This window comes from Pseudomonas sp. NPDC087612 (assembly GCF_044743505.1).
Lineage (GTDB): Bacteria > Pseudomonadota > Gammaproteobacteria > Pseudomonadales > Pseudomonadaceae > Aquipseudomonas.
On sequence record NZ_JBIUWO010000017.1, the window covers coordinates 19,173 to 41,473 of the forward strand.

Here is a 22,301-nt window from a genome sequence, read left to right on the forward strand (position 1 = left end):
ACATTGCCATGGCCAGACCTGGATTTCGCCTCGCTGTCTTCGCCACCCTGCTGGCACTGGTTGTCGTGTTGCTCGGTGCCTACACCCGTCTGACCCATGCCGGCCTGGGCTGCCCTGACTGGCCGGGCTGCTATGGCTTTATCAGCGTGCCCAAGACCGAAGCGCAACTGGCTCACGCCGAGCGGCACTTCCCCGACACTCCGGTGGAAGCGCACAAGGGCCGCAACGAAATGGTCCATCGCTACTTTGCCGGCACCCTGGCCCTGGTGATCACCCTGCTCGCCCTGCAAGCCTGGCGCCGCCATGGTCGCGACGGCCAGCCCTATCGCCTGCCGCTGCTGTTGCTCGGCGTGGTGTTCGCCCAAGCGGCCTTCGGCATGTGGACGGTGACCCTCAAGCTCTGGCCGCAGGTGGTCACGGCACATCTATTGGGCGGTTTTGCCACCTTGAGCCTGTTGTTTTTGCTCAGCCTGCGCCTGTCACGGGCCTTTGCGCCGTTGCCCAAGCTGCCTTTGAGCGTGCGCCGGGTGGCGGCGCTGGGCTTGCTGGTGGTGATCGGCCAGATTGCCCTGGGCGGCTGGGTCAGCGCCAACTACGCAGCTGTGGCCTGTATCGACCTGCCGACCTGCCATGGCCAGTGGTGGCCGCAAGCGGACTTCGCCAACGGCTTTCACCTGACTCAACATATCGGCCCCAATTACCTCGGTGGCCAGCTCGACAGCGACGCGCGCACGGCGATCCACATGAGTCACCGCCTGGGCGCCCTGCTGGTGACGGCGGTGATGCTGATCCTCAGCTGGAAGCTGCACCGTCATGGCTTGAGCAGGCTGGCCGGGTTGGTGCTGGCGGCGCTGGCCGTGCAGGTGAGCCTGGGCATCAGCAATGTGCTGTTCCATCTGCCGCTGGCCGTGGCCGTAGCCCACAACGCCGGTGGCGCCCTGCTGTTGCTGAGCATGGTGCTGGTCAATTACCGCATTCGCCTGGTTGCCCAGGCCAAAGTCCGCCGGGTCAGCCAGGGCTGGCGCCTGACCCCGCTGGCGAGTGGCGGGGTCGTTCATTATCTGGGAGATAATTCATGGCGACGCTTCTGAGCGAGCGCAGGTTGCAGGCAGGCTGGCGTGATTACCTGGAACTGACCAAACCCAAGGTGGTGGTGCTGATGCTGATCACCTCGCTGGTCGGCATGTTCCTCGCCACCCGTGCCGGGGTGCCGTGGACCATCTTGCTGTTCGGCAACCTGGGCATTGCCTGTTGCGCCGGGGGGGCGGCGGTGGTCAACCATGTGGTCGACCGGCGCATCGATGCTTTGATGGCGCGCACCCATAAGCGCCCGATTGCCGAGGGCCGCGTGGCTCCGGCGGCGGCGCTGACCTTTGCCCTGTTGCTGGCGAGCCTGGGCATGGCTTTGCTGCTGGTGTTCACCAACGCCCTGACCGCCTGGCTGACCCTGGCCTCGCTGCTTGGCTACGCGGTGATCTACACCGGCTTTCTCAAGCGCGCCACACCGCAGAACATCGTCATTGGCGGCCTGGCCGGCGCTGCGCCGCCGTTGCTGGGCTGGGTGGCGATCAGCGGGCATATCAGCGCCGAGCCATTGCTGCTGGTGCTGATCATCTTCGCCTGGACCCCGCCGCACTTCTGGGCCCTGGCCATTCACCGCAAGCAAGAGTACGCCAAGGCTGATATTCCGATGCTGCCGGTGACCCACGGCGAGCACTACACCAAGGTGCATATCCTCCTGTACACCCTGATTCTGCTGGCGGTCAGCCTGTTGCCCTACGCCATCCACATGAGCGGGCCGTTGTACCTGGCCTGCGCCCTGGCCCTGGGCGGGCGCTTCCTGCAGTGGGCCTGGGTGTTGTACCGTGGCAGTCGGCCGCACGCGGCGATCAAGACCTTCAAGTACTCTATCTGGTACCTGTTGCTGCTGTTCATCGCGCTGCTTGTTGACCACTACCTACTGTTGAACCTATGACTCGAACCCAGAAAACCGTCTTTATTCTCGTTGCCCTGGTCGCCGTGATCCTCGGGCTTACCGTCAACAAGGTGCTCAATGGCCGCAGCGAAGGCAACCCGACCGAGCTGATCGATGCCGGCATTATCCTGCTGCCGCAGAGCCGCACCGTGCCTGCCGTGCAAATGACCGACGAACAGGGCCAGCCTGTGGTGATGGACGAGCTCAAGGGCAAGTGGTCGCTGCTGTTCTTCGGCTACACCTTTTGCCCGGACATCTGCCCGACCACCCTCGCCCAGCTGCGTCAGGTGAAAAGCGAGCTGCCCAAGGAAGCGGTAGACCGTTTGCAGGTGGTGTTGGTCAGCGTCGACCCGAACCGCGACACCCCGGCACAGCTGAAGCAGTACCTGGGTTATTTCGACAAGGATTTTCGCGGGGTGACCGGCTCGCTGGAAAACATCCAGAAGCTGGCCAATGCGGTGAGCATTCCGTTCATTCCGGCCGATACCAGCAAGCCGAACTACACGGTCGATCACAGCGGCAACCTGGCGCTGCTGGGGCCGGACGGCAAGCAGCGCGGGTTTATCCGCGCGCCGTTCAACAACCAGAAGCTGGTTGCGCAGTTGCCTGGGCTGGTTAAGCGCGACTGAAAAGCATCGCTGGCAAGCCAGCTCCCACAAGGTCCGGCTTCGCACCTGAACCTGTGGGAGCTGGCTTGCCAGCGATGAGGGCGATGCGGCTTATCAGAACGCCGGCTTGACCGCGCCCTTGTACTTCTCTTCGATGAACTTCTTCACCTCAGGCGAGTGCAGCGCAGCCGCCAGCTTCTTCATGTCTTCCGAGTCCTTGTTGTCCGGGCGGGCAACAAGGATGTTCACGTAAGGCGAATCGCTGCCTTCGATGACCAGTGCGTCCTTCTCAGGGCTGAGCTTGGCTTCCAGCGCGTAGTTGGTGTTGATCAGCGCCAGGTCGACCTGGGTCAGCACCCGCGGGATGGTTGCCGCTTCCAGTTCACGGAACTTCAGGTTCTTAGGGTTCTCAACGATGTCTTTGACGCTCGAGAGGATGTTGCTGTTGTCTTTGAGCTTGATCACACCGGCCTTGTCCAGCAGCAGCAAGGCGCGACCGCCGTTGGTGGCGTCGTTGGGGATGACCACGGTAGCGGTCGATGGCAGCTCGTCGAGCTTCTTGTACTTGCTCGAGTAGGCGCCCAGCGGCTCCAGGTGCACGCCGGCAACGCTGACCAGATGGGTGCCCTTGGCCTTGTTGAACTCATCCAGGTACGGCTGGTGCTGGAAGAAGTTGGCGTCCAGGCGCTTCTCGGCCACTTGCACGTTCGGCTGGATGTAGTCGGTGAACACCTTCACCTTCAAGTCCACGCCTTCTTTGGCCAGGGCCGGTTTGACGAACTCGAGGATCTCGGCGTGCGGCACCGGGGTGGCGGCGACGGTCAGGGTCTCGGCCTGGGCCGAGAAGGCCGCGACGGCGGCGACAACAGCAAGCAGCTTTTTCATCAAATCACTCCTTGTGAGGGCCAGTCCGGCCCCCGGTGCGTCGGCAGTGCCGACCCATGGGGTTACTTACGGGAAAAATGCACAACCAGTTTGTCGCCCACGCTCTGCAGGACTTGAACCAGTACCAGCAGCAGGACCACGGTGACCACCATCACGTCGGTCTGGAAACGTTGGTAACCGAAGCGGATCGCCAGGTCACCGAGGCCGCCAGCGCCCACCACACCGGCCATCGCGGTGTACGACACCAGGGTAATGGCGGTGACGGTAATGGCCGCGAAGATGCCCGGACGGGCCTCGGGCAGCAAGGCATTGGTGATGATCTGGCGAGTGGTGGCGCCCATCGACTGGGTGGCTTCGATGATGCCGCGGTCGACTTCACGCAGCGCGGTTTCCACCAGGCGCGCGAAGAACGGCGTGGCTCCGACCACCAGGGGCGGGATGGCCCCGGCGACGCCCAGCGAGGTGCCGGTGATCAGCACGGTGAACGGAATCATCACGATCAGCAGGATGATGAACGGCAGCGAGCGCAGGACGTTTACCACCAGCGACAGCAGCGCGTACACGCCCTTCTGCTCGAACAGCTGGCGCGGGCCGCAAAGAAACAGCAACACGCCCAGCGGCAGGCCGAGCAGCACGGTGAAGAACAGCGAGCCGAACAGCATGATCATGGTGTCGATGGTAGCCAGCCAGATTTCGGCCCAGTCGACGTTGGCAAAGAAACTCAAGGCGTCCATCAACGCAGTACCTCCATATGAACATCAGCCGCAGTGAAGCGGGCGAACGCCGCTTCCATGTCGCCGCCAGTGACGGCCAGGGTCAGCTGCCCATACGGGGTGTCCTTGATGCGATCGATGCGGCCAGCGAGGATGCTGTAGTCCACACCGGTTTCCCGGGCGACGGTGCCCAGCAGCGGCGCGTAGGTCGAATCGCCCTGGAAGGTCAGGCGCACGATGCGTCCTGGCACATGGGCGAAGTCGTCGCGCTGTTCGTTTTCGTCGATCTGCTCGTCTTCCTGGACGAAGCGCTTGGTGGTCGGGTGCTGCGGGTGCAGGAATACATCGGCCACCGGGCCGTGCTCGACAATCTGCCCGGCATCCATCACCGCCACGCGGTCGCAGACCCGGCGGATCACGTCCATCTCGTGGGTGATCAGCACGATGGTCAGCATCAGTTCGCGGTTGATCTCGGCCAGCAGTTGCAACACCGAGGCGGTGGTCTGCGGGTCGAGGGCGCTGGTGGCTTCGTCACACAGCAGGATTTTCGGCTTGGTGGCCAGGGCGCGGGCAATGCCGACGCGCTGTTTCTGGCCGCCGGAAAGCTGTGCCGGGTATTTCTTCGCGTGATCGGCCAGGCCGACGCGGGCCAGCAGCTCGTTGACGCGGGTGTCGATTTCCTTGCGTGACAGCTCGCCGGCCAGGGTCAGCGGCAAGGCCACGTTATCGGCAACGGTCTTGGAGGCCAGCAGGTTGAAGTGCTGGAAGATCATCCCGACTTGCTGGCGGAATCGACGCAGGTCGTTAGCGTTGAACGCAGTGACGTCTTCGCCGTCGACGATGATCTTGCCGCCGCTCGGCGCTTCCAGGCGGTTGATCAGGCGCAGCAGGGTACTTTTACCGGCGCCGGAATGGCCGATCAGCCCGAACACCTGGCCGTCTTCGACGCTCAGGTTGGTCGGGTGCAGTGCGGGGATATCCCTACCGGCTACGCGGTAGGTTTTATGAACATTTTGAAACTCGATCACGTAGCGAACCTTGTGGGGCGCATGGGAATGGGGTCAGCGGTTAGCCGGGCGCGCATTTTAGCCTGTTCGTATAGAGGTTCTTAGCATTTATTTCGCAATTGACCAATGCTACTGGAATAACGCGATCAGTGGTCAATCCGAAGGAACGCCTGCGGGGGCCATCAGTCACTACTGAATAGGGCCCGCCGTGGGGTCGAACCGTAGGACTGATTGAGTGAGGAGAGCACACTGATGCCCAGCAAGAAGAACCCACCCAAGGAAAGCCAACTCGCCGGTACCCAGACCCCGGACCGCGCCAATACCAACGCCAAGCTGCAAAGCCTGGAAACATTTCGCAGTGACGCCACCGGCCAGGCGCTGCGCACCAACCAGGGGGTCAAGGTTGCCGACAACCAGAACACCCTGAAAGCCGGTGACCGTGGCCCGTCGCTGCTGGAAGACTTCATCATGCGTGAAAAGATCACGCATTTTGACCATGAGCGCATCCCCGAGCGCATCGTCCATGCCCGCGGTACCGGGGCCCATGGCTATTTCCAGGCCTATGAATCGCATGCCGCGCTGACCAAGGCCGGTTTTCTCCAGGACCCGGAGAAAATCACCCCGGTGTTCGTGCGCTTTTCCACCGTTCAGGGCCCGCGTGGCTCGGGTGATACCGTGCGCGATGTGCGCGGTTTTGCCGTGAAGTTCTTCACCGACGAAGGCAACTTCGACCTGGTCGGCAATAACATGCCAGTGTTTTTCATCCAGGATGCGATCAAGTTCCCCGACTTCGTCCATGCAGTAAAACCTGAACCGCACAACGAAATGCCCACCGGCGGCTCGGCCCACGACACCTTCTGGGACTTCGTCTCGCTGGTGCCGGAGTCGGCGCACATGGTGATCTGGGCGATGTCCGACCGCGCCATTCCTAAAAGCCTGCGGACCATGCAGGGCTTCGGCGTGCATACCTTTCGCCTAATCAATGCCGAGGGCAAATCCAGCTTCGTCAAATTCCACTGGAAGCCCAAGGCCGGCGTGTGTTCGCTGTTGTGGGACGAAGCGCAGAAGCTGGCGGGCAAAGACACCGATTACCACCGCCGCGATCTGTGGGAAGCGATTGAAACCGGTAATTACCCGGAATGGGAGTTCGGCGTGCAGATCGTCGCCGAAGAGGACGAGCACAAGTTCGACTTCGACCTGCTCGACCCGACCAAGATCATCCCCGAAGAGCTGGTACCGGTGACGCCGCTGGGCAAGATGGTGCTTAACCGCAACCCGGACAATTTCTTTGCTGAAACCGAACAGGTTGCCTTCTGCCCTGGGCATATCGTCCCCGGCATCGACTTCTCCAACGACCCGCTGCTGCAGGGCCGGTTGTTTTCCTACACCGATACCCAAATCAGCCGGCTAGGCGGGCCGAACTTTCACGAGATCCCGATTAACCGTCCGCTAGCCCCTAACCACAACGGCCAGCGCGATGCGCAGCACCGCACCACGCTGGACAAGGGCCGTGCCTCTTACGAGCCCAACTCGATCGACGGTGGCTGGCCCAAGGAGACTGCGCCGGCAGCCAGCGATGGTGGTTTCGAGTCGTATCCGGAGCGCATCGAGGCGCACAAAGTGCGCCAGCGCAGCCCGTCGTTCGCCGACCATTTCTCCCAGGCGCGATTGTTCTTCCAGAGCATGAGCCCGACCGAGCAGGAGCACATCATCAGCGCCTACAGCTTCGAACTGGGCAAAGTTGAGCGGGAGTTCATCCGCGCCCGTGAGGTCAATGAAATTCTTGCCAACATCGACCTTAAGCTGGCGGCGCGGGTGGCCGCCAACCTTGGCCTGCCGGCGCCGAAGAAAGGTACGGTGGATGTGCCCCAAACCAGCCTCAAGGAGTCACCGGCGTTGAGCCAGATGAACCTGCTCGGCGAAGGCATCAAGGGCCGCAAGGTTGCAGTGCTGGTGGCTGATGGCGTGGATGGCGACAGTGTCGATAGCCTGGTCAAGGCGCTGGAAGCCGAGAGCGCGCAGATCAAGATCCTTGGCCCGAGCTCGGCGCCGGTAAAAACCGCCCAGGGCAAGGCGCTGGCCGTGGATGCCTCGATGGAAGGCATGCCGTCGGTGATCTTCGATGCGGCCTGGGTGCCGGGCGGCAAGGCTTCGCTACAGGCCCTGGCCGGTGACGGCGTGGCGCTGCACTTTCTGCTTGAAGCCTACAAGCACCTCAAGCCGATTGGCCTGGCCAGCGAGGCGCAAGCCGTGCTCGACAAGCTGGGGCTCAAGGCCGACAGCGGCTTGCTGCTGGGCAATGATGACAAAGCCTACAAGGCCTTCATCACGGCAATCAGCAAGCATCGGGTGTGGGAGCGTGAGGCCGCGGCGAAAGCCATTCCGGCGTGATGCACAAACAGGGTGCCCATCAGGGCACCCTGTTTCGTCATGGGCGGCGTGGGATCAGCACCGCCTGGGCAGGTTGGTTGCGGTGTATCTCGTGGCTTTGCTGCAAGGCAAAATCACCGTCGAGTTTTTTAACGCGTTTGCCCAGCAAGGTTTGCAGCCAGGGTGCGTCCTGCTTGCGCGGCACCTGGAACACCACATCGCACTGGTAATTGATCACATCACTGGCGATGTCATCGAGTTGCTTGCGCATTTCGCGAATATTGGTGGTTTTCAACGCAACCACGGTGCTTGGCGCGGTCGGGTCGATCAGCTTGGCGGCAGGGCGGGCTTCGGCGGCTTTCAGGGCGGCCTCGGCTTTGTCGAGCTCGGCCTTGCGCGCCTGGGCGATAGCACCGTTGACGCCGCCCGTCAGCGCCGGCGCCTTGGGCATCAGCGCACGGGCGCGGGCCAGGGCGGTGGCCGCCGCGTTCACATCGCCCTTTTGCAGGACGATCTGGCTGCGTTGCAGATAGGCTTCGGCCAATTGACGCTGGTACTGCTCGATCCGGCTGTCATTCGGCGCCTGGCTTTGCAGGGTGGCGAGTTGATCTTCGGCAGTGGCCAGCTCGCTGCTGGCGATGCTTTGCTCCAACTGCTGCCAGGCATCAGGCTGGGCAGGCACGGCAGCGTTGTCGGCCGGGGTGCTGGAGCACGCGGCGAGGATCAGTGAAAACGCGGCAAGGAGCAGATAACGGGAGGCGAACGGCTTCATTCCTGCGACTCTCTATTTGCGCAAAAAGCGAGCAAGTCTACACCCAGTCCGCAGACTCGAAAATAACTCTTCAGGACCCCGCGCGTTTTTAAATGTCGCAGGGTGCAACCGCTTTGGCTGCACCCCACGTCTTCAGCGCCGGGGCAGTGCCAGGCTCAGCAAGAATAGCACTGCGGCGCAGACCACGATGGACGGCCCGGCCGGCGTGTCCTTGAACCACGACAACGCCAGGCCGCCGCACACCGCGGTAACCCCCAGCAGGCTGGCGCCCAGGGCCATTTGTTCCGGCGAGCGGGCGTGACGTTGCGCCGCAGCGGCGGGAATAATCAATAGCGAGGTAATCAGCAGGACGCCGACGATCTTCATCGCCACGGCAATCACCACCGCGATCAGCAGCATCAGCGCCAGGCGCAGCGCGGCAACCGGCAAGCCTTCGACCATGGCCAGCTCTTCGTGCACGGTGACTGCCAATAGCGGGCGCCACAGCACCACCAGCAACAGCAGCACCGCAGCGCTGCCGCCGAGAATCCAGGCCAGATCCCCCGGGCTGATCGCCAGCAGGTCGCCGAACAGGTAGGCCATCAGGTCGATGCGCACATCGTGCATGAAGCTCAGCACCACCAGGCCAAGGGAAAGCGTGCTCGGTGCCAGAATCCCCAGCAGAGTGTCGGAGGCCAGCGGCTGGCGTTGTTGCAAGGTCACCAGCAAGATCGCCAGCAACAGGCAGCCGACAGTCACCGCCAGCGCCGGGCTGACATCCAGCACGAAACCCAGGGCGACGCCGAGCAACGCAGCGTGGGACAGGGTGTCGCCAAAATAGGCCATGCGCCGCCAGACCACGAAGGATCCCAGAGGGCCGGCGACCAGTGCCAGGGCCAAACCTGCGAGCAGGGCGTAAAGCAGAAAATCAGCCATGCTTGCAGTGATCTCCATGAACGTGGCCGCCTTTGGCCGGGGCAACCACCGAGCCGTGCAGGTCGTGGGCGTGGTCGTGATGGTGGTGATAGATCGCCAGGCTCGGCGCGTTGCTGCCGAACAGCTCGACGAACGCCGGGTCGCCGCTGACCTGCTCGGGGTGGCCGGAGCAGCAGACATGGCGGTTGAGGCAGACCACCTGGTCGGTGGTGCTCATGACCAGATGCAGGTCATGGGAAACCATCAGCACGCCGCAGCCATGGCGGTCGCGCAGACGGGTGATCAGGCTGTACAGCTCGGACTGGCCGGCGACGTCGACGCCCTGCACCGGCTCATCGAGCACCAGCAGCTCGGGCTCGCGCAGCAGTGCGCGGGCCAGCAGCACGCGCTGCATCTCGCCGCCGGAAATCCCCTGGATCGGGCTGTCGATGACCTTTTCGGCGCCGACTTCCATGAGTGCCGACAACGCTGCGGCGCGATCAACACCGGGCACCAGGCGCAAGAAGCGCAGTACCGAAAGCGGCAAGGTGGCATCGACCTGAAGCTTTTGCGGCATGTAGCCGATGCGCAGCCGCGGCTTGCGCCAGACCGTACCGGTATGCGGCTTGAGCAGGCCGAGCACGGCGCGTACCAAGGTGGTCTTGCCGGCGCCGTTGGGGCCGATCAGGGTGACGATCTGCCCCGGTTCCACGGCCAGGTCGATGCTGTCGAGCACCGCTTGGCCGGCGAAACTCACGCCCACCTGCTCGAGGCGAATCAGCGCATTGCTCATCAGGCGCTCCGGCAGTTGCTGCACAGGCCGACCACTTCGACCGTTTGTGCTTCGACGCTGAAGCCGACGTCTTTAGCGCTGGCGACGATGGCGTCGCTGATGCTGCGCTGCTCAAGCTCGATGGCCACGTGGCATTCGCGGCAAATCAGGAACTGGCCCTGGTGCGCGTGCTCGGGGTGGCTGCAGCCGATAAAGGCGTTGAGCGAGGCAATGCGGTGCACCAGGCTGTTTTCCAGGAGGAAATCCAGCGCCCGGTACACGGTCGGCGGCGCGGCCCGGCGACCGTCCTGCTCGCTCAGCACGGCGAGGATGTCGTAGGCGCCCAGCGGCTTGTGGCTCTGCCACACCAGCTCCAGCACGCGGCGGCGCAAAGCGGTCAGGCGCACACCCTGGCGTGCGCACAGCGCATCGGCCTCGGCCAGGGCGCTGTGTACGCAATGGGAGTGGTCGTGGGGGCGGTTGGCCAGCGGGGTTTTAGGCATGAGCGGCGACGGTTCTGATTGGAGACGTTATTATGTTACCTGTTTCAGCCCCTGTGAGTGGTCATCGTGTCCCGAATTTTTGCCCTTTTTGTCGCTTTTATCGCCACTCTGGTGATGGCCCAGGCACAGGCCGAAGTGCGTGTGCTGACCAGCATCAAGCCCCTGCAACAGATCGCTGCGGCGGTTCAGGACGGCGTCGGTACGCCTGAAGTGCTGCTGCCGCCAGGCGCCTCGCCGCACCATTACGCCCTGCGTCCTTCCGACGTACGGCGGGTGGCCGACGTCGACCTGCTGTACTGGATCGGCCCGGACATGGAGGGCTTTCTGCCGCGTGTGCTCAAAGGCCGCAGCAAGCCAAGCGTTGCCGTGCAGGAACTGCCCGGCCTGCACCTGCGCCATTTTGGCGAAGATAGCCACTCCCATGACGAAGATGGCGACGATCATGACCATGATCACCGCCCCGGCAGTCTCGATGCCCACCTCTGGCTGTCATCGGTCAACGCCCGGGTGATCGCCGCCAGGATCGCCGCAGACCTCAGCACTGCCGATCCGGCCAATGCCGCGCGCTACCAGAGCAACCTCAAGGCCTTCGGCGAGCGTCTGGATGCGCTGGACGGGCGCCTGAAAAAGCGCTTGAGCGGTGTCAGCGGCAAACCGTTCTTCGTTTTTCACGAGGCATTTGACTACTTCGAGTCGGCCTATGGTCTGAAACACACCGGGGTGTTCAGCGTGGCCGCCGAAGTGCAGCCGGGTGCCCAACACGTGGCGGCGATGCGCAAGCGCCTGCAGGAAGTGGGCAAGACCTGTGTGTTCAGCGAGCCGCCACTGCGCCCACGTTTGGCTGAGACGCTGACGGCGGGGCTGCCGGTGACCCTGGCGGAGCTGGACGCGCTGGGTGGTACGGCGCCGGCCAGTGCCCAGGGCTACGAGCAGTTGCTGGAGACGCTGGGGAATGATCTGGCGGGGTGCCTGGAGAAGTTGTGACGCCCCGATCGCAGGGGCAAGCCCGCTCCAACCTATTGTAGGAGCGGGCTTGCCCCGCGATGTTTCACAGCGCGAACGGCAACGCTATCTCTACCTGCTGGCGCGCCGCCAGGCGTACTTCGAAGTCGGCCGGGTCGTGAATCAGCACGTCCATCCCGGCAAACGATTCGGCGGCAATCAGGCGCGACAGCCAGAAGCGCACGCAGGCAATGCGCAGCATCACCGGCCACAGGTTGGCCTCGGCCGAGGTGAACGGTCGCAGCGCTGCATAAGCGCCGAGCAACGCCCGCGCCCGTGGGCCGTCGATGATGCCGGCGTCGTCGCAGCACCAGTCGTTCAGGGTAATCGCCAGGTCGTAGAGCATCGGCCCCGAGCAGGCGTTGTAGAAGTCGATCAGGCCGGTCAGGTGGGTGCCTTCGAACAGCACGTTGTCGCGGAACAGGTCGGCATGCAGGTTGGCCCGCGGCAGGGCCATGATCTGCGCCTTGTGCTCGACAACTTCGTCCAGGCACGCCTGCAGCAACTGGCGTTGTTCGGCGTTCAGGCGCGGCATCAGTTCGGCGCCGGTTTCCAGCATCCAGTCCAGGCCGCGGTCGGTCTTGCGTTCCAGGACCTTGTCGCGGGTGGCCAGGTGCAGGTGCCCGAGCAGTTCGCCAACCTGTACGCAGTGCTGATTATTGGCGCTCTTGATGTGCTTGCCCGGCAGCCGTGGTTGCAGCAGCGCAGGTTTGCCGGCCAGTTCGCGCAGGGCTACGCCGTCGTTGCCACGCAAGGCGTAGGGCACCGGCAGGTCGGCCTCATGCAGTACGTCGAGCAGTTCGATGAAGAACGGCAGGTCCTGGATCGGCCCGCGTTCGACCAGCGTCAGCACGTACTCGCCCTGTTCCAGACTGACAAAGAAGTTGCTGTTCTCGGTACCGGCGGCAATGCCCTGGAAGTCCCGCAGGCGGCCCAGGCCGTACGGCGCCAGAAAGGTTTCCAGCTCAGGCCGGGTCAGGGGGGTGAAGACTGACATGATCAAAAATTGCCCATACGGGCACTTCAGCAGGGAAGTGCCAGGTTGATGTAAAGGGTACGGCCTACTTCCACTCGAAGATTTTCCACGACGGGATCAGCATGTCCGGCTGGTCGGAGCGGACGAAATTGCCGTCCGAGCCATCGGCACGTACCAGGAAATAAGGTTTGCCGCCTTTGGGCGTCACCTTGATTGCATACAGGAAGCCATTTTGCCGGTATTCCTGGATGGTTTTGTCGCCTTCCGTGCGAATGGTTACCTCTGGATCAGCCGATGGCGCGTCATCCGCTGCCACGGCGACGACCGGAGTGACTGCCAACAGGCTGAGCAGCAACAGGCGATTTAGTGTACGCATGATAACCTTGTCCCTTTGTCGTCAATGTTCCGGACATTCTAGCGCCGGGCCCGTCGAAAAGGTTGATTCTGCACATGAGCCAAGCTCCCCTCGTCCTGGTGGACGGTTCCTCGTACCTGTACCGCGCCTTTCACGCGCTGCCACCACTGACTACCTCCAAGGGCCTGCCGACCGGCGCGGTCAAGGGCGTGCTGAACATGCTCAAGAGCCTGCGCAAGCAGTATCCGGACAGCCTGTTCGCGGTGGTCTTCGACGCCAAGGGCGGCACTTTCCGCGACGAAATGTTTGCCGAGTACAAGGCCAACCGGCCGAGCATGCCCGACGACCTGCGCGTGCAGATCGAGCCGCTGCACGCCAGCGTGCGAGCCCTGGGCTATCCGCTGCTGTGCGTCGAAGGCGTAGAAGCCGACGACGTGATTGGCACCCTGGCGCGCAGCAGCGCCGCGGCCGGGCGCCCGGTGATCATCTCCACCGGCGACAAGGACATGGCCCAGCTGGTCGACGGCCACATTACGCTGGTCAACACCATGACCGGTACCGTGCTCGACGTCGCTGGCGTGCACGAGAAATTCGGCGTCGGTCCTGAACACATCATCGACTTCCTCGCCCTGATGGGCGACAAGGTCGACAACATCCCAGGCGTACCGGGCGTGGGTGAAAAGACCGCGGTGGGCCTGCTGACCGGTATCGGTGGCGGCCTGAGCGACCTGTACCAGAACCTCGACAAGGTGCCGACCCTGGCCATTCGCGGCGCCAAGACCCTGCCGGCCAAGCTGGAAGAACACCGCGACGCGGCGTTCCTGTCCTACGAGCTGGCCACCATCAAGATCGACGTGCCCCTGGACGTCGAAGTCGATGCGCTGGTGTGCGGCGAGCCTGATCGTGACGCGCTGCTGGCGCTGTACACCGAGATGGAGTTCAAGAGCTGGGTCGACGAAGTTCAGCGCGACGCCAAGCGCGCCGGCCAGGAAGTGGTGGTCGAAGCGCCGCAGGAAGTGGTCGAGGCCCGGTACGAAACCATCCTCGACCAGGCCCGTTTCGATGCCTGGCTGAAAAAGCTGCGCCAGGCGCCGCTGTTTGCCTTCGACACCGAAACCACCGGCCTCGATGCCCAGCAGGCGCAACTGGTCGGTGTGTCGTTCGCGGTCCAGGCCCATGAAGGCGCTTATGTGCCGCTGACTCACTCCTACATGGGCGTGCCCGAGCAGCTTGACCGCGACAGCGTGCTGCTGGCGCTCAAGCCGCTGCTGGAAGACCCGGCCAAGGTCAAGGTGGCGCAGAACGCCAAGTACGACATGAACATCCTGGCCAACTGCGCCATCGGTGGCGACATTGCCAATGGCATCCAGATGCAGGGCGTGGCCTACGACACCATGCTCGAGTCCTACGTGCTTGACTCCACCGCCACCCGTCACGACATGGACAGCCTGGCGCTCAAGTACCTGAACCACACCACCATCGGCTTTACCGACATCGCCGGCAAAGGTGCCAAGCAACTGACCTTCGATCAGATCAGCCTGGAACAGGCCGGCCCGTATGCCGCCGAAGACGCTGATGTCACCCTGCGCCTGCATCAGACCCTGCAGCAGAAGCTGGCGAGCATTCCGAGCCTGCAGTCGGTACTGACCGACATCGAAATGCCGCTGGTGCCGGTGCTGGCCAAGATCGAGCGCCAGGGTGCGCTGGTCGATGCCAAGCTGCTGGGCGTGCAGAGCATCGAGTTGGGCGAGAAAATGGCCGAGCTGGAGCGCCAGGCCTTCGAAATCGCTGGCGAAGAATTCAACCTCGGTTCGCCCAAGCAGCTTGGTGTGATCCTCTACGACAAGCTCGGCATGCCGGTGCTCAACAAGACCGCCAAGGGCCAGGCTTCCACTGCCGAAGCGGTGCTGGCGGAACTGGCCGACATGGACTTCCCGCTGCCCAAGGTGCTGATGCAGTACCGCTCCCTGAGCAAGCTCAAGAGCACCTACACCGACCGCCTGCCGGAGCAGATCAACCCGCGCACCGGGCGTATCCACACCTCCTACCACCAGGCGGTGGCGGCCACCGGGCGCCTGTCGTCCAGCGACCCGAACCTGCAGAACATCCCGATCCGTACCGCTGAAGGCCGGCGTATTCGCCAGGCCTTCGTCGCTGCGCCGGGCTACAAACTGCTGGCGGCGGACTATTCGCAGATCGAACTGCGGATCATGGCCCACCTGGCCCAGGACGAAGGCCTGCTGCACGCGTTTCGCAACGACCTGGACGTGCACCGCGCCACCGCTGCCGAGGTTTTCGGCGTCGAGCTGGAGCAGGTCACTACTGATCAGCGCCGCAGTGCCAAGGCCATCAACTTTGGCCTGATCTACGGCATGAGCGCCTTTGGCCTGGCCAAGCAGATCGGCGTCGACCGCAAACAGTCCCAAGCCTACATCGATCGTTACTTCGCCCGTTACCCGGGCGTGCTGGCCTATATGGAGCGCACCCGCGCCCAGGCTGCCGAGCAAGGCTATGTCGAAACCCTGTTTGGCCGGCGCCTGTACCTGCCGGAGATCAACGCCAAGAACCCGGCCCTGCGCAAAGGTGCCGAGCGCACGGCGATCAACGCGCCGATGCAGGGCACGGCAGCCGACATCATCAAGCGCGCGATGGTCGCTGTGGATAACTGGCTGAGCGATTCGGGGCTGGATGCCCGGGTGATCCTCCAGGTGCACGACGAATTGGTGCTAGAGGTGCGCGAAGACCTGATCGAGCAAGTGCGCGAGCAAATTCGTCCACACATGAGCGGTGCCGCGCAGTTGGACGTTCCGCTGCTGGTTGAGGCCGGTGTGGGGTCAAATTGGGACGAAGCACACTAAAAATGCGCTGAAATTCGGGGAAAAGCTGCGGCATATCGTCGCGGCTTTTTAGCTGGCCTGATGCCATTAGCGCCGGAAATTTCCCATCTATCGCAAATAGTTTTTAAACGTCAGGAACTAAACCGGTGAACCGCGACTCAGAGTAACTGAATGGCTGGTGAAGCCCTTCGATGCTCCTATGTTGTGTTAAGTGTTGGCAGATATCTGGACCCCGCCCTAGCGGTCCGGAACTTGGACCCCGAACTTCCCCCTCCCCATACGAAGTCCGGGGTTTTTTTTGCCCGGCGTTTGCCGGGCAGCCCTTATTCTGCGGGCTTGTCCGCCAGTTCCATCCAGCGTGCCAAAACGCCGTAAGCCTCTTCCAGGCCCTGGCGCTTGGGCGCCGAGAACAGCTGGATCGAGACGCTGTCGCCCCAGCCTTTGCGAATTTCCGCCTGCACCTTGAGCAGGGTGTTCTTGGCCGCGCCGAAGGTCAGTTTGTCGGCCTTGGTCAGCAGGATGTGCATCGGCATGCCCGAAGCGCGCGACCAGTCGAGCATCATCATGTCGAAGTCGGTCATCGGATGGCGCACGTCCATCATCAAGATCAAGCCCTTCAAGGCCTCGCGGCTGCCCAGGTAGGCCTCCAGGTGGCGCTGCCAGTGCTGCTTGAGCGGGATCGGCACCTTGGCATAACCGTAGCCCGGCAAGTCGACCAAACGCCGTTCATCGTCCAGACTGAAGAAGTTCAACAGCTGGGTGCGCCCCGGGGTTTTCGAGGTGCGCGCCAGGCTGGCGTGGGTCAGGGTGTTCAGGGCACTGGACTTGCCAGCGTTGGAGCGGCCGGCGAAAGCCACTTCATAGCCCTGGTCGGGCGGACACTGGTCGACCTTGGCAGCACTGATGGCGAATTTGGCCTGTTGGCAGAGGCCGAGGATGGGGTTTTTGACTTGCATGGGATATCCGGTGTGGGCGTTGCCAGAGGCGGGCTCGGCAAGCGGTGTCGTTTCCGTTTCAGTAACGGGAGTATATAATGCCCCAGATTTTGTGTGCGCATTATCCCAGCGTAGGAGGATGTGCACGGGGGCATCGGATTCAAGCTTGCGCATTAGAACGCAGTGCAGCCCCCAACCCTGAAAGGTCGTTCGCATGACGAAATGGATGCTTGTTGTCGGTGTCTTGATACCGTTATTCAGCGCTCAGGCTACACAGGATCCCGAGGCGTTGTACAACCGCACGTGTGCGGCTTGTCACGCCGGGCAGCTGCCACAGGCACCGAAAGCGGGTGATCGTGCGGCTTGGGAGCCAAGACTGGCGAAGGGTATGGAGATACTGGTGGTGCATGTCACCCAGGGTTTCAAGGCTATGCCAATGCGTGGATTGTGCATGGACTGCAGTGCCGAGGACTACCAGGCGATCATCCAGTGGATGAGCCGGAGTCCCGATACATAACTCTTTCACCCTTAGCCGTAGTTGGATTAGCTGATGAACAAACTACTCGTGAGTCTGCTGTTGACCTTGGGCATCACCGGTGCAGCCAATGCCGCAGAGCCTATCAAAGGGGATGCCGCTGCTGGTCAGGCCAAAACTGCTGTATGTGGCGCTTGTCACAATCCGGACGGCAATAGCCTGGCGCCGAACTTCCCGAAACTTGCAGGCCAGGGTGAGAAGTACCTGGAAAAACAATTGCACGACATCAAGTCGGGCAAGCGCACCGTGCTGGAAATGACCGGCATGCTGGCCGCCTTCAGCGACCAGGACCTGGCCGACATCGCCGCCTACTTCTCCAGTCAGAAAGGCAGCGTTGGCGCGGCTGATCCGAAGCTGGTCGAGCGCGGTCGCGCGCTGTTCAATGGCGGCGACGTCGAAAAAGGCCTGCCGGCCTGCACCGGCTGCCATTCGCCTAATGGCGCAGGCATCGCCCTGGCCGGTTTCCCGCACCTGGGTGGCCAGCACGCCAGCTATGTAGCCAAGCAGCTGACCGACTTCCGCGAAGGCAACCGCACCAACGATGGCGATGCCACGACCATGCGCACCATCGCCGCCAAACTGAGCAACAAGGACATCGAAGCACTGTCCAGCTACATCCAGGGTCTGCACTGATCCGCGCTTTAACGCTGGGTTAATACTGCGGCGCAAAGATGAAAAGGGTGGCTTCGGCCGCCCTTTTTTGTGCCCGCTGCCGTTACACTAACGAACTCGGGCCAGCCTCGGCCTGTCCTACGACCGGTCGCGCCAAGGCGACTCAATAGACTGCTCAGGAGTAAAGCATGCGTAATCTGATTCTCGGCGCCGCGCTGGTCACCGCCAGCCTCTTCGGCATGACTGCCCAGGCCGCCGAACCGGTAGCCTTTGACCAGTATACCGAGCTGAGCAACCCGGTTCCGGTGTCGGTCCCTGGCAAAATCGAGGTGGTCGAGCTGTTCTGGTATGGCTGCCCGCACTGCTACAGCTTCGAGCCAGTGGTCAACCCGTGGGTCGAGAAGCTGCCGAAAGACGTCAACTTCAAGCGTATCCCGGCCATGTTCGGCGGCCCTTGGGATGCTCACGGGCAGATGTTCCTGACTCTCGAAGCCATGGGTGTCGAACACAAGGTTCATGCTGCCGTGTTCGAGGCGATCCAGGTTCAGCGCAAGCGCCTGACCAAGCCGGAAGAGATGGCTGACTTCCTCGAAACCCAAGGCGTTGATCGCGCCAAGTTCCTCGCCACCTTCAACTCTTTTGCCATCAAGGGCCAGGTGAAGCAGGCCAAAGAGCTGGCGAAGAAGTACGGCATCACCGGCGTTCCGAGCATGGTCGTCAACGGCAAGTACCGCTTTGACCTGGGCACCGCCAAAGGTCCGCAGGGCGTGCTGAATGTCGCTGACTACCTGATCAAGAAGGAGCGCGCCGCTAAGTAAGCGGCGCCAGCCATGCGCCGCTGGAGAACCGAGCGAGGCGTTGGCCTGTGTGATCCGCAGGTCAATGAACATCACCTGCAGGCTAACGGCCTGCCAGAGGACGGCCGGCTGCGGCTGCTCAGTTTCAACATCCAGGTCGGCATCAGCACCGAGCGTTACCGCCATTACCTGACCCGTGGCTGGCAGCACCTGCTGCCGCACACCGGGCGGGCCGGCAACCTGCAAAAGATCGGCGACCTGCTCGCCGACTTCGACCTGGTTGCCCTGCAAGAGGCCGATGGCGGCAGCCTGCGCTCAGGCTACGTCAATCAGGTTGAGCACCTGGCCCAGCTTGGCGCCTTCCCCTACTGGTACCAGCAGCTCAACCGCAACCTCGGGCGCCTGGCCCAGCACAGCAACGGTGTGCTCAGCCGCCTGAAGCCGCAACTGCTTGAAGACCACCCGCTACCCGGCCCGGCTGGCCGCGGGGCGATCCTGGTGCGTTTCGGCGAGGGTGAAGACGCCCTGGTGGTGGTAATGATGCACCTGGCCCTGGGGTCCAAGACCCGCGCCCGGCAGCTTGCCTACATTCGCGAACTGATCGGCGGCTACCGCCATCAGGTTTTGATGGGCGACATGAACACCCATGCCACCGACCTGCTAGAGCACTCGCCGCTGCGCGACCTGGGCCTGATCGCGCCCCAGGTTCAAGCCACCTTCCCCAGTTGGCGGCCGCAACGCTGCCTTGATCATATTCTGCTCAGCCCGAGCCTGACCCTGGAGCGGGTCGAGGTTCTGGCCCAGCCTATTTCCGATCATCTACCGGTCGCGGTTGAGATTCGTTTGCCTGATGCCCTTGCTGTGGATACGCTGCCCGCTTTGAGCTAATTGCCATTACCCTCTGCGGACCCAGGCATGACCGACGAAGCCCAGCGCTGGAAAGAAAAATACCTCAAGAGTATCGAACAGCAAGAGAAGCTGGAGCGCCGTTGGGAGGCTCGTCTCGACCTGTTGCGCCGTGGCCTTGTGCGCAGCACGCTGGCCGCCGAAGGCAGCGACCGCGCGGTTGACCAGTGCATGAAGGAAATGCGCGAGGTGATCCGCACCGACAACATGGACGCCGCCCTCGCCGGTTTGATTCCGCGCCTGGAAAAGGCCGTGCTCGATTCCGAGCAGCGCCGGGAAACCCGGATCGCCCAGGTCACCACCGCCCTCACCTCACTGGTCAGCCAACTGCAGACCCTGCCCTTGCCCAGCGACGTCAGCCGGCCGCTGAAAAAGTTCGCCAAGCAGGTCGAGGCCCGCGCCAGCCAGTCGCGCGAGATGCCCCTGCTGCTGGGAGAGTTGAGCGGCTTGCAGGGCCAGGCGCTGTCGGCGCTGGAGCGGCCTGAAGAAGCGCAACGCCCGGGTTTGTTGCAGCGCCTGTTCGGTAATCGCGACGGCGAGCCGGAAGAAGCCCTGCAACCGGCTCTCGCCGTTGCGGTACCGGCGGCAACTGAGGTCAGAGAACAGCCCGTGGCCGTGGCGCCCGAACCCGCCGCTGTCGATGTTGATGAGCTGCAGCCCTTGCCGGTTGCTGCAGAGGTCGTTGCCGAGGCGTATGAGTCTGCAGCCGTGGAGCCCCAAGCCAGCGCGCAGCCGCAGTTTGAAGGTACATCCGAGCCTGAGCCGGTTGCCGAGCTGCCAATCGAGCCAGCAGCTGAAGCTGAACTGCCAGCGCTAGCCGAGCCGGTCACACTGGACTCCGAGCAGGATGTACTGGCCTTGCTCGAGCACAGCCCGGACGAGCCGCAGGCTGACCTGGCAGAAGCAGAGCCGGTAGATGACGAAGAGGCCCAGTTCGCCCTGCCCGACGGCACCGAGCCCACCTATAGCTCGGTCGCGGCGCATATCGAAGACACCCTGCTCGGCCTGCTCGACGACCTGACCCTGCCCGAACGCCACAAGGCCCAGGCGCAGTCGATGCGCGAGCGCCTGGAGCACGGCCTGAACTGGTACGAGCTGCTGCCGGTGCTGGATGACCTGGCGGTGCTGATGCTGGCAATCAACGACAGCGGCCAGCACGAGTTCGAAGCCTACCTGCAGCAACTCAACGAACGCCTGGAGTCATTCCAGAGCCACCTGCACGAAGCCAGCGCAGGCCATGCCGACAACACCTCGGCCGCCCGCGACCTCGACAGCCAGCTGCGCGAACAGGTCGATGGCCTGCAAAGCAGTGTGCAGGGCGCGGCCGACCTGGGCAGCCTCAAGCACATCCTGGAAAACCGCCTCGAAGGTTTGCTCGGCACCATGGACGAGCACCAGCAGCAGCGTGACCAGCGCGAGCAGGACATGGCCAGCCGTCTGCAAGGCCTGGCCGAGCGGGTGGCGAGCATGGAGCAGGAAGCCCTGGGCTACCGCGAGCACCTTGAAGAGCAGCGCCAGAAAGCCCTGATTGATCCGCTCACCGGGCTGCCCAACCGCGCCGCCTGGTCGGAGCGGGTTGATCAGGAAGTACTGCAATGGCAGGAAAGCGGCGGCCATCTGTTGATGGCGATCCTCGACCTCGACCATTTCAAGCGTATCAACGACAGCTATGGCCACCTGGCCGGTGACAAGGTTTTGAAAATAGTCGCCAGCGTGCTGCGCAAGCGCCTGCGCGGTCAGGATTTCATCGCCCGCTTTGGTGGTGAGGAGTTTGTCCTGCTGATCCCGCAAACCTCGCTGCCAGCTGGCTGTCAGCTGGCGGAAGCTCTGCGGGCAGCCATCGAAGCCTGCCCGTTCCACTTCAAGGGCGAGCGGGTGACCATTACCCTGTCGATCGGCATCAGCGCGTTTCGCAGCGGTGAGCGCAGCGAGGTGGTGCTCAAGCGGGCAGACGAAGCGCTGTACCGGGCGAAACATCTTGGTCGAAATCGCGTCGAACAGGGCTGAGTGGCAAGGGCGAGGATACGTTAAGCTTACGCTTTGCAGACTCTCATCACAGTGCCCTCTTCATGAAAGCGTTTTTCACCGCCCTCCTGCTGCTGACGCTGGCAGGTTGCACCAGCGGTTTGCGGATCGACCGCAGCCATACTTCGGTCAACCAGGACGAACGTATCCAGTTCGTCGTCCTGCATTACACCAATGCTTCGCTGGAGCGTTCGCTGAACTTGCTCACCCACGGCGAAGTCAGCAGCCACTACCTGATCGGCGACTCGCCGGCGACCGTCTACCAGCTGGTGGACGAGAGCCGTCGTGCCTGGCACGCCGGTGACAGCCAGTGGGATGGCCGCACCTGGCTCAACTCCACCTCTATCGGCATCGAGATCGTCAACCCCGGCTATACCGACACGCCGACCGGGCGGGTCTGGCACCCCTACACCGAGGCGCAGGTCGAGGCGCTGATCGTCCTGCTCAAGGACATCGTCAAGCGCAACAACATCAAGCCGCGCTACATCATCGGCCACAGCGACATCGCCCCGCTGCGCAAGCTCGACCCGGGGCCGATGTTCCCCTGGAAGCGTCTGGCGGACGCAGGCCTTGGGGTCTGGCCGAATGCCCAGGCCGTGGCCCAGCAGCAGGCGTACTTCAGCGTCAATCCACCGAGCATCAGCTGGTATCAGCAGCAGTTGAAGCGCTTCGGCTACGCCATCGAGCAAACCGGCGAGAATGATGTCAGCACCAAGCACGTGCTGGCAGCCTTCCAGATGCGCTTTCGCCCGCAGCGTTTCGATGGCGTGCCCGATGCCCAGACGGCGGCCATGTTGCAGGTGCTCAACAGCCGTCGTTGAG

Annotated in this window: 22 protein-coding genes; 12 read left to right on the top strand and 10 right to left on the bottom strand. The window is 62.9% G+C overall.

Going from position 1 to position 22,301, the window contains the following annotated elements:
• Nucleotides 1-8: 8 nt before the first annotated feature.
• The 3 genes from ACIOVF_RS26765 to ACIOVF_RS26775 are packed head-to-tail and all read left to right on the top strand — an operon-like array spanning nucleotide 9 to nucleotide 2,604.
• Nucleotides 9-1,091: a heme A synthase gene (locus tag ACIOVF_RS26765; RefSeq protein ID WP_401293829.1), complete on the top strand. Its 1,083-nt coding sequence runs from the start codon at nucleotides 9-11 to the stop codon at nucleotides 1,089-1,091.
• Nucleotides 1,076-1,975: a heme o synthase gene (cyoE, locus tag ACIOVF_RS26770; protein ID WP_401293832.1), complete on the top strand. Its 900-nt coding sequence runs from the start codon at nucleotides 1,076-1,078 to the stop codon at nucleotides 1,973-1,975. The genes ACIOVF_RS26765 and cyoE overlap by 16 nt, the downstream gene beginning before the upstream one ends.
• The gene (locus ACIOVF_RS26775; RefSeq protein ID WP_045200691.1) at nucleotides 1,972-2,604 is read left to right on the top strand and encodes an SCO family protein; all 633 of its coding nucleotides are present in this window, start codon (nucleotides 1,972-1,974) and stop codon (nucleotides 2,602-2,604) included. Before cyoE ends, ACIOVF_RS26775 begins: the two co-directional genes overlap by 4 nt.
• 93 nt (nucleotides 2,605-2,697) lie before the next feature.
• Here the strand turns inward: ACIOVF_RS26775 and ACIOVF_RS26780 are convergent, their stop codons facing one another.
• The 3 genes from ACIOVF_RS26780 to ACIOVF_RS26790 all read right to left on the bottom strand — a co-directional run bounded on the left by ACIOVF_RS26780 (nucleotide 2,698) and on the right by ACIOVF_RS26790 (nucleotide 5,209).
• Nucleotides 2,698-3,468 (bottom strand): MetQ/NlpA family ABC transporter substrate-binding protein, encoded by a 771-nt coding sequence (locus ACIOVF_RS26780; protein ID WP_195885380.1) that lies wholly within the window; start codon nucleotides 3,466-3,468, stop codon nucleotides 2,698-2,700.
• 62 nt (nucleotides 3,469-3,530) lie between these two features.
• Nucleotides 3,531-4,202, bottom strand: coding sequence for a methionine ABC transporter permease (locus ACIOVF_RS26785; protein WP_045200686.1), 672 nt, complete (start codon nucleotides 4,200-4,202; stop codon nucleotides 3,531-3,533).
• Nucleotides 4,202-5,209, bottom strand: coding sequence for a methionine ABC transporter ATP-binding protein (locus ACIOVF_RS26790; RefSeq protein WP_401293837.1), 1,008 nt, complete (start codon nucleotides 5,207-5,209; stop codon nucleotides 4,202-4,204). The genes ACIOVF_RS26785 and ACIOVF_RS26790 overlap by 1 nt, the downstream gene beginning before the upstream one ends.
• A gap of 231 nt (nucleotides 5,210-5,440) precedes the next feature.
• On the opposite strand from ACIOVF_RS26790, the gene katE reads away from it, so the two are divergent.
• Entirely contained in the window at nucleotides 5,441-7,579 is a 2,139-nt protein-coding gene (gene katE, locus ACIOVF_RS26795; RefSeq protein ID WP_258608742.1) for a catalase HPII, read from the top strand.
• Between the two features lie 37 nt (nucleotides 7,580-7,616).
• Here the strand turns inward: katE and ACIOVF_RS26800 are convergent, their stop codons facing one another.
• The 4 genes from ACIOVF_RS26800 to zur form a co-directional block, all read right to left on the bottom strand.
• Nucleotides 7,617-8,330 carry a PA5502 family lipoprotein gene (locus ACIOVF_RS26800; protein ID WP_045200680.1) on the bottom strand — a complete coding sequence of 238 codons (714 nt, stop codon included), beginning with the start codon at nucleotides 8,328-8,330 and terminating at the stop codon, nucleotides 7,617-7,619.
• A gap of 132 nt (nucleotides 8,331-8,462) precedes the next feature.
• Complete coding sequence (gene znuB, locus ACIOVF_RS26805; protein WP_038997827.1) at nucleotides 8,463-9,245, bottom strand: zinc ABC transporter permease subunit ZnuB; 783 nt, start codon at nucleotides 9,243-9,245, stop codon at nucleotides 8,463-8,465.
• Nucleotides 9,238-10,017, bottom strand: a complete 780-nt coding sequence (znuC, locus tag ACIOVF_RS26810) for a zinc ABC transporter ATP-binding protein ZnuC (protein WP_045200677.1) — start codon at nucleotides 10,015-10,017, stop codon at nucleotides 9,238-9,240. The genes znuB and znuC overlap by 8 nt, the downstream gene beginning before the upstream one ends.
• Nucleotides 10,017-10,499, bottom strand: a complete 483-nt coding sequence (gene zur, locus ACIOVF_RS26815) for a zinc uptake transcriptional repressor Zur (RefSeq protein ID WP_045200675.1) — start codon at nucleotides 10,497-10,499, stop codon at nucleotides 10,017-10,019. The genes znuC and zur overlap by 1 nt, the downstream gene beginning before the upstream one ends.
• Nucleotides 10,500-10,565: 66 nt before the next feature.
• Here zur and ACIOVF_RS26820 point away from each other — a divergent pair, with 66 nt between their 5' ends.
• Nucleotides 10,566-11,483, top strand: a complete 918-nt coding sequence (locus tag ACIOVF_RS26820; protein WP_045200771.1) for a zinc ABC transporter substrate-binding protein — start codon at nucleotides 10,566-10,568, stop codon at nucleotides 11,481-11,483.
• A gap of 64 nt (nucleotides 11,484-11,547) precedes the next feature.
• On the opposite strand, the gene ACIOVF_RS26825 is transcribed toward ACIOVF_RS26820, so the two are convergent.
• Nucleotides 11,548-12,498: a homoserine kinase gene (locus ACIOVF_RS26825; protein WP_045200673.1), complete on the bottom strand. Its 951-nt coding sequence runs from the start codon at nucleotides 12,496-12,498 to the stop codon at nucleotides 11,548-11,550.
• A gap of 64 nt (nucleotides 12,499-12,562) precedes the next feature.
• Complete coding sequence (locus ACIOVF_RS26830; RefSeq protein ID WP_045200671.1) at nucleotides 12,563-12,853, bottom strand: DUF2782 domain-containing protein; 291 nt, start codon at nucleotides 12,851-12,853, stop codon at nucleotides 12,563-12,565.
• A 74-nt stretch (nucleotides 12,854-12,927) separates the two neighbouring features.
• On the opposite strand from ACIOVF_RS26830, the gene polA reads away from it, so the two are divergent.
• Entirely contained in the window at nucleotides 12,928-15,690 is a 2,763-nt protein-coding gene (gene polA / locus ACIOVF_RS26835; RefSeq protein ID WP_401293845.1) for a DNA polymerase I, read from the top strand.
• Nucleotides 15,691-15,992: 302 nt separating this feature from the next.
• On the opposite strand, the gene yihA is transcribed toward polA, so the two are convergent.
• On the bottom strand, nucleotides 15,993-16,625 hold the full coding sequence (yihA, locus tag ACIOVF_RS26840) for a ribosome biogenesis GTP-binding protein YihA/YsxC (RefSeq protein ID WP_045200667.1): 633 nt from the start codon (nucleotides 16,623-16,625) through the stop codon (nucleotides 15,993-15,995).
• 193 nt (nucleotides 16,626-16,818) lie between these two features.
• On the opposite strand from yihA, the gene ACIOVF_RS26845 reads away from it, so the two are divergent.
• The 6 genes from ACIOVF_RS26845 (at nucleotide 16,819) to ACIOVF_RS26870 (ending at nucleotide 22,300) form a co-directional block, all read left to right on the top strand.
• The gene (locus tag ACIOVF_RS26845) at nucleotides 16,819-17,121 is read left to right on the top strand and encodes a c-type cytochrome (protein WP_401293848.1); all 303 of its coding nucleotides are present in this window, start codon (nucleotides 16,819-16,821) and stop codon (nucleotides 17,119-17,121) included.
• A gap of 33 nt (nucleotides 17,122-17,154) precedes the next feature.
• Entirely contained in the window at nucleotides 17,155-17,772 is a 618-nt protein-coding gene (locus ACIOVF_RS26850; protein ID WP_401293850.1) for a c-type cytochrome, read from the top strand.
• Between the two features lie 167 nt (nucleotides 17,773-17,939).
• The gene (dsbA, locus tag ACIOVF_RS26855; protein ID WP_401293853.1) at nucleotides 17,940-18,569 is read left to right on the top strand and encodes a thiol:disulfide interchange protein DsbA; all 630 of its coding nucleotides are present in this window, start codon (nucleotides 17,940-17,942) and stop codon (nucleotides 18,567-18,569) included.
• 12 nt (nucleotides 18,570-18,581) lie between these two features.
• Nucleotides 18,582-19,436, top strand: coding sequence for an endonuclease/exonuclease/phosphatase family protein (locus tag ACIOVF_RS26860; RefSeq protein ID WP_045200657.1), 855 nt, complete (start codon nucleotides 18,582-18,584; stop codon nucleotides 19,434-19,436).
• A 27-nt stretch (nucleotides 19,437-19,463) separates the two neighbouring features.
• Nucleotides 19,464-21,461 carry a diguanylate cyclase gene (locus ACIOVF_RS26865; protein ID WP_401293855.1) on the top strand — a complete coding sequence of 666 codons (1,998 nt, stop codon included), beginning with the start codon at nucleotides 19,464-19,466 and terminating at the stop codon, nucleotides 21,459-21,461.
• 62 nt (nucleotides 21,462-21,523) lie between these two features.
• Entirely contained in the window at nucleotides 21,524-22,300 is a 777-nt protein-coding gene (locus ACIOVF_RS26870; protein WP_401293857.1) for an N-acetylmuramoyl-L-alanine amidase, read from the top strand.
• The last annotated feature ends 1 nt before the right edge of the window (nucleotide 22,301 follow it).

What these genes read in the sequence shown, in the direction of transcription:
- ACIOVF_RS26765 (WP_401293829.1), top strand. Translation starts at nt 9, where the DNA reads ATGGCCAGACCTGGATTTCGCCTCGCTGTCTTCGCCACCCTGCTGGCA.
- cyoE (WP_401293832.1), top strand. Translation starts at nt 1,076, where the DNA reads ATGGCGACGCTTCTGAGCGAGCGCAGGTTGCAGGCAGGCTGGCGTGAT.
- ACIOVF_RS26775 (WP_045200691.1), top strand. Translation starts at nt 1,972, where the DNA reads ATGACTCGAACCCAGAAAACCGTCTTTATTCTCGTTGCCCTGGTCGCC.
- ACIOVF_RS26780 (WP_195885380.1), bottom strand. Translation starts at nt 3,468, where the DNA reads ATGAAAAAGCTGCTTGCTGTTGTCGCCGCCGTCGCGGCCTTCTCGGCC.
- ACIOVF_RS26785 (WP_045200686.1), bottom strand. Translation starts at nt 4,202, where the DNA reads ATGGACGCCTTGAGTTTCTTTGCCAACGTCGACTGGGCCGAAATCTGG.
- katE (WP_258608742.1), top strand. Translation starts at nt 5,441, where the DNA reads ATGCCCAGCAAGAAGAACCCACCCAAGGAAAGCCAACTCGCCGGTACC.
- ACIOVF_RS26800 (WP_045200680.1), bottom strand. Translation starts at nt 8,330, where the DNA reads ATGAAGCCGTTCGCCTCCCGTTATCTGCTCCTTGCCGCGTTTTCACTG.
- znuB (WP_038997827.1), bottom strand. Translation starts at nt 9,245, where the DNA reads ATGGCTGATTTTCTGCTTTACGCCCTGCTCGCAGGTTTGGCCCTGGCA.
- znuC (WP_045200677.1), bottom strand. Translation starts at nt 10,017, where the DNA reads ATGAGCAATGCGCTGATTCGCCTCGAGCAGGTGGGCGTGAGTTTCGCC.
- zur (WP_045200675.1), bottom strand. Translation starts at nt 10,499, where the DNA reads ATGCCTAAAACCCCGCTGGCCAACCGCCCCCACGACCACTCCCATTGC.
- ACIOVF_RS26825 (WP_045200673.1), bottom strand. Translation starts at nt 12,498, where the DNA reads ATGTCAGTCTTCACCCCCCTGACCCGGCCTGAGCTGGAAACCTTTCTG.
- ACIOVF_RS26830 (WP_045200671.1), bottom strand. Translation starts at nt 12,853, where the DNA reads ATGCGTACACTAAATCGCCTGTTGCTGCTCAGCCTGTTGGCAGTCACT.
- polA (WP_401293845.1), top strand. Translation starts at nt 12,928, where the DNA reads ATGAGCCAAGCTCCCCTCGTCCTGGTGGACGGTTCCTCGTACCTGTAC.
- yihA (WP_045200667.1), bottom strand. Translation starts at nt 16,625, where the DNA reads ATGCAAGTCAAAAACCCCATCCTCGGCCTCTGCCAACAGGCCAAATTC.
- ACIOVF_RS26845 (WP_401293848.1), top strand. Translation starts at nt 16,819, where the DNA reads ATGACGAAATGGATGCTTGTTGTCGGTGTCTTGATACCGTTATTCAGC.
- ACIOVF_RS26850 (WP_401293850.1), top strand. Translation starts at nt 17,155, where the DNA reads ATGAACAAACTACTCGTGAGTCTGCTGTTGACCTTGGGCATCACCGGT.
- dsbA (WP_401293853.1), top strand. Translation starts at nt 17,940, where the DNA reads ATGCGTAATCTGATTCTCGGCGCCGCGCTGGTCACCGCCAGCCTCTTC.
- ACIOVF_RS26860 (WP_045200657.1), top strand. Translation starts at nt 18,582, where the DNA reads ATGCGCCGCTGGAGAACCGAGCGAGGCGTTGGCCTGTGTGATCCGCAG.
- ACIOVF_RS26865 (WP_401293855.1), top strand. Translation starts at nt 19,464, where the DNA reads ATGACCGACGAAGCCCAGCGCTGGAAAGAAAAATACCTCAAGAGTATC.
- ACIOVF_RS26870 (WP_401293857.1), top strand. Translation starts at nt 21,524, where the DNA reads ATGAAAGCGTTTTTCACCGCCCTCCTGCTGCTGACGCTGGCAGGTTGC.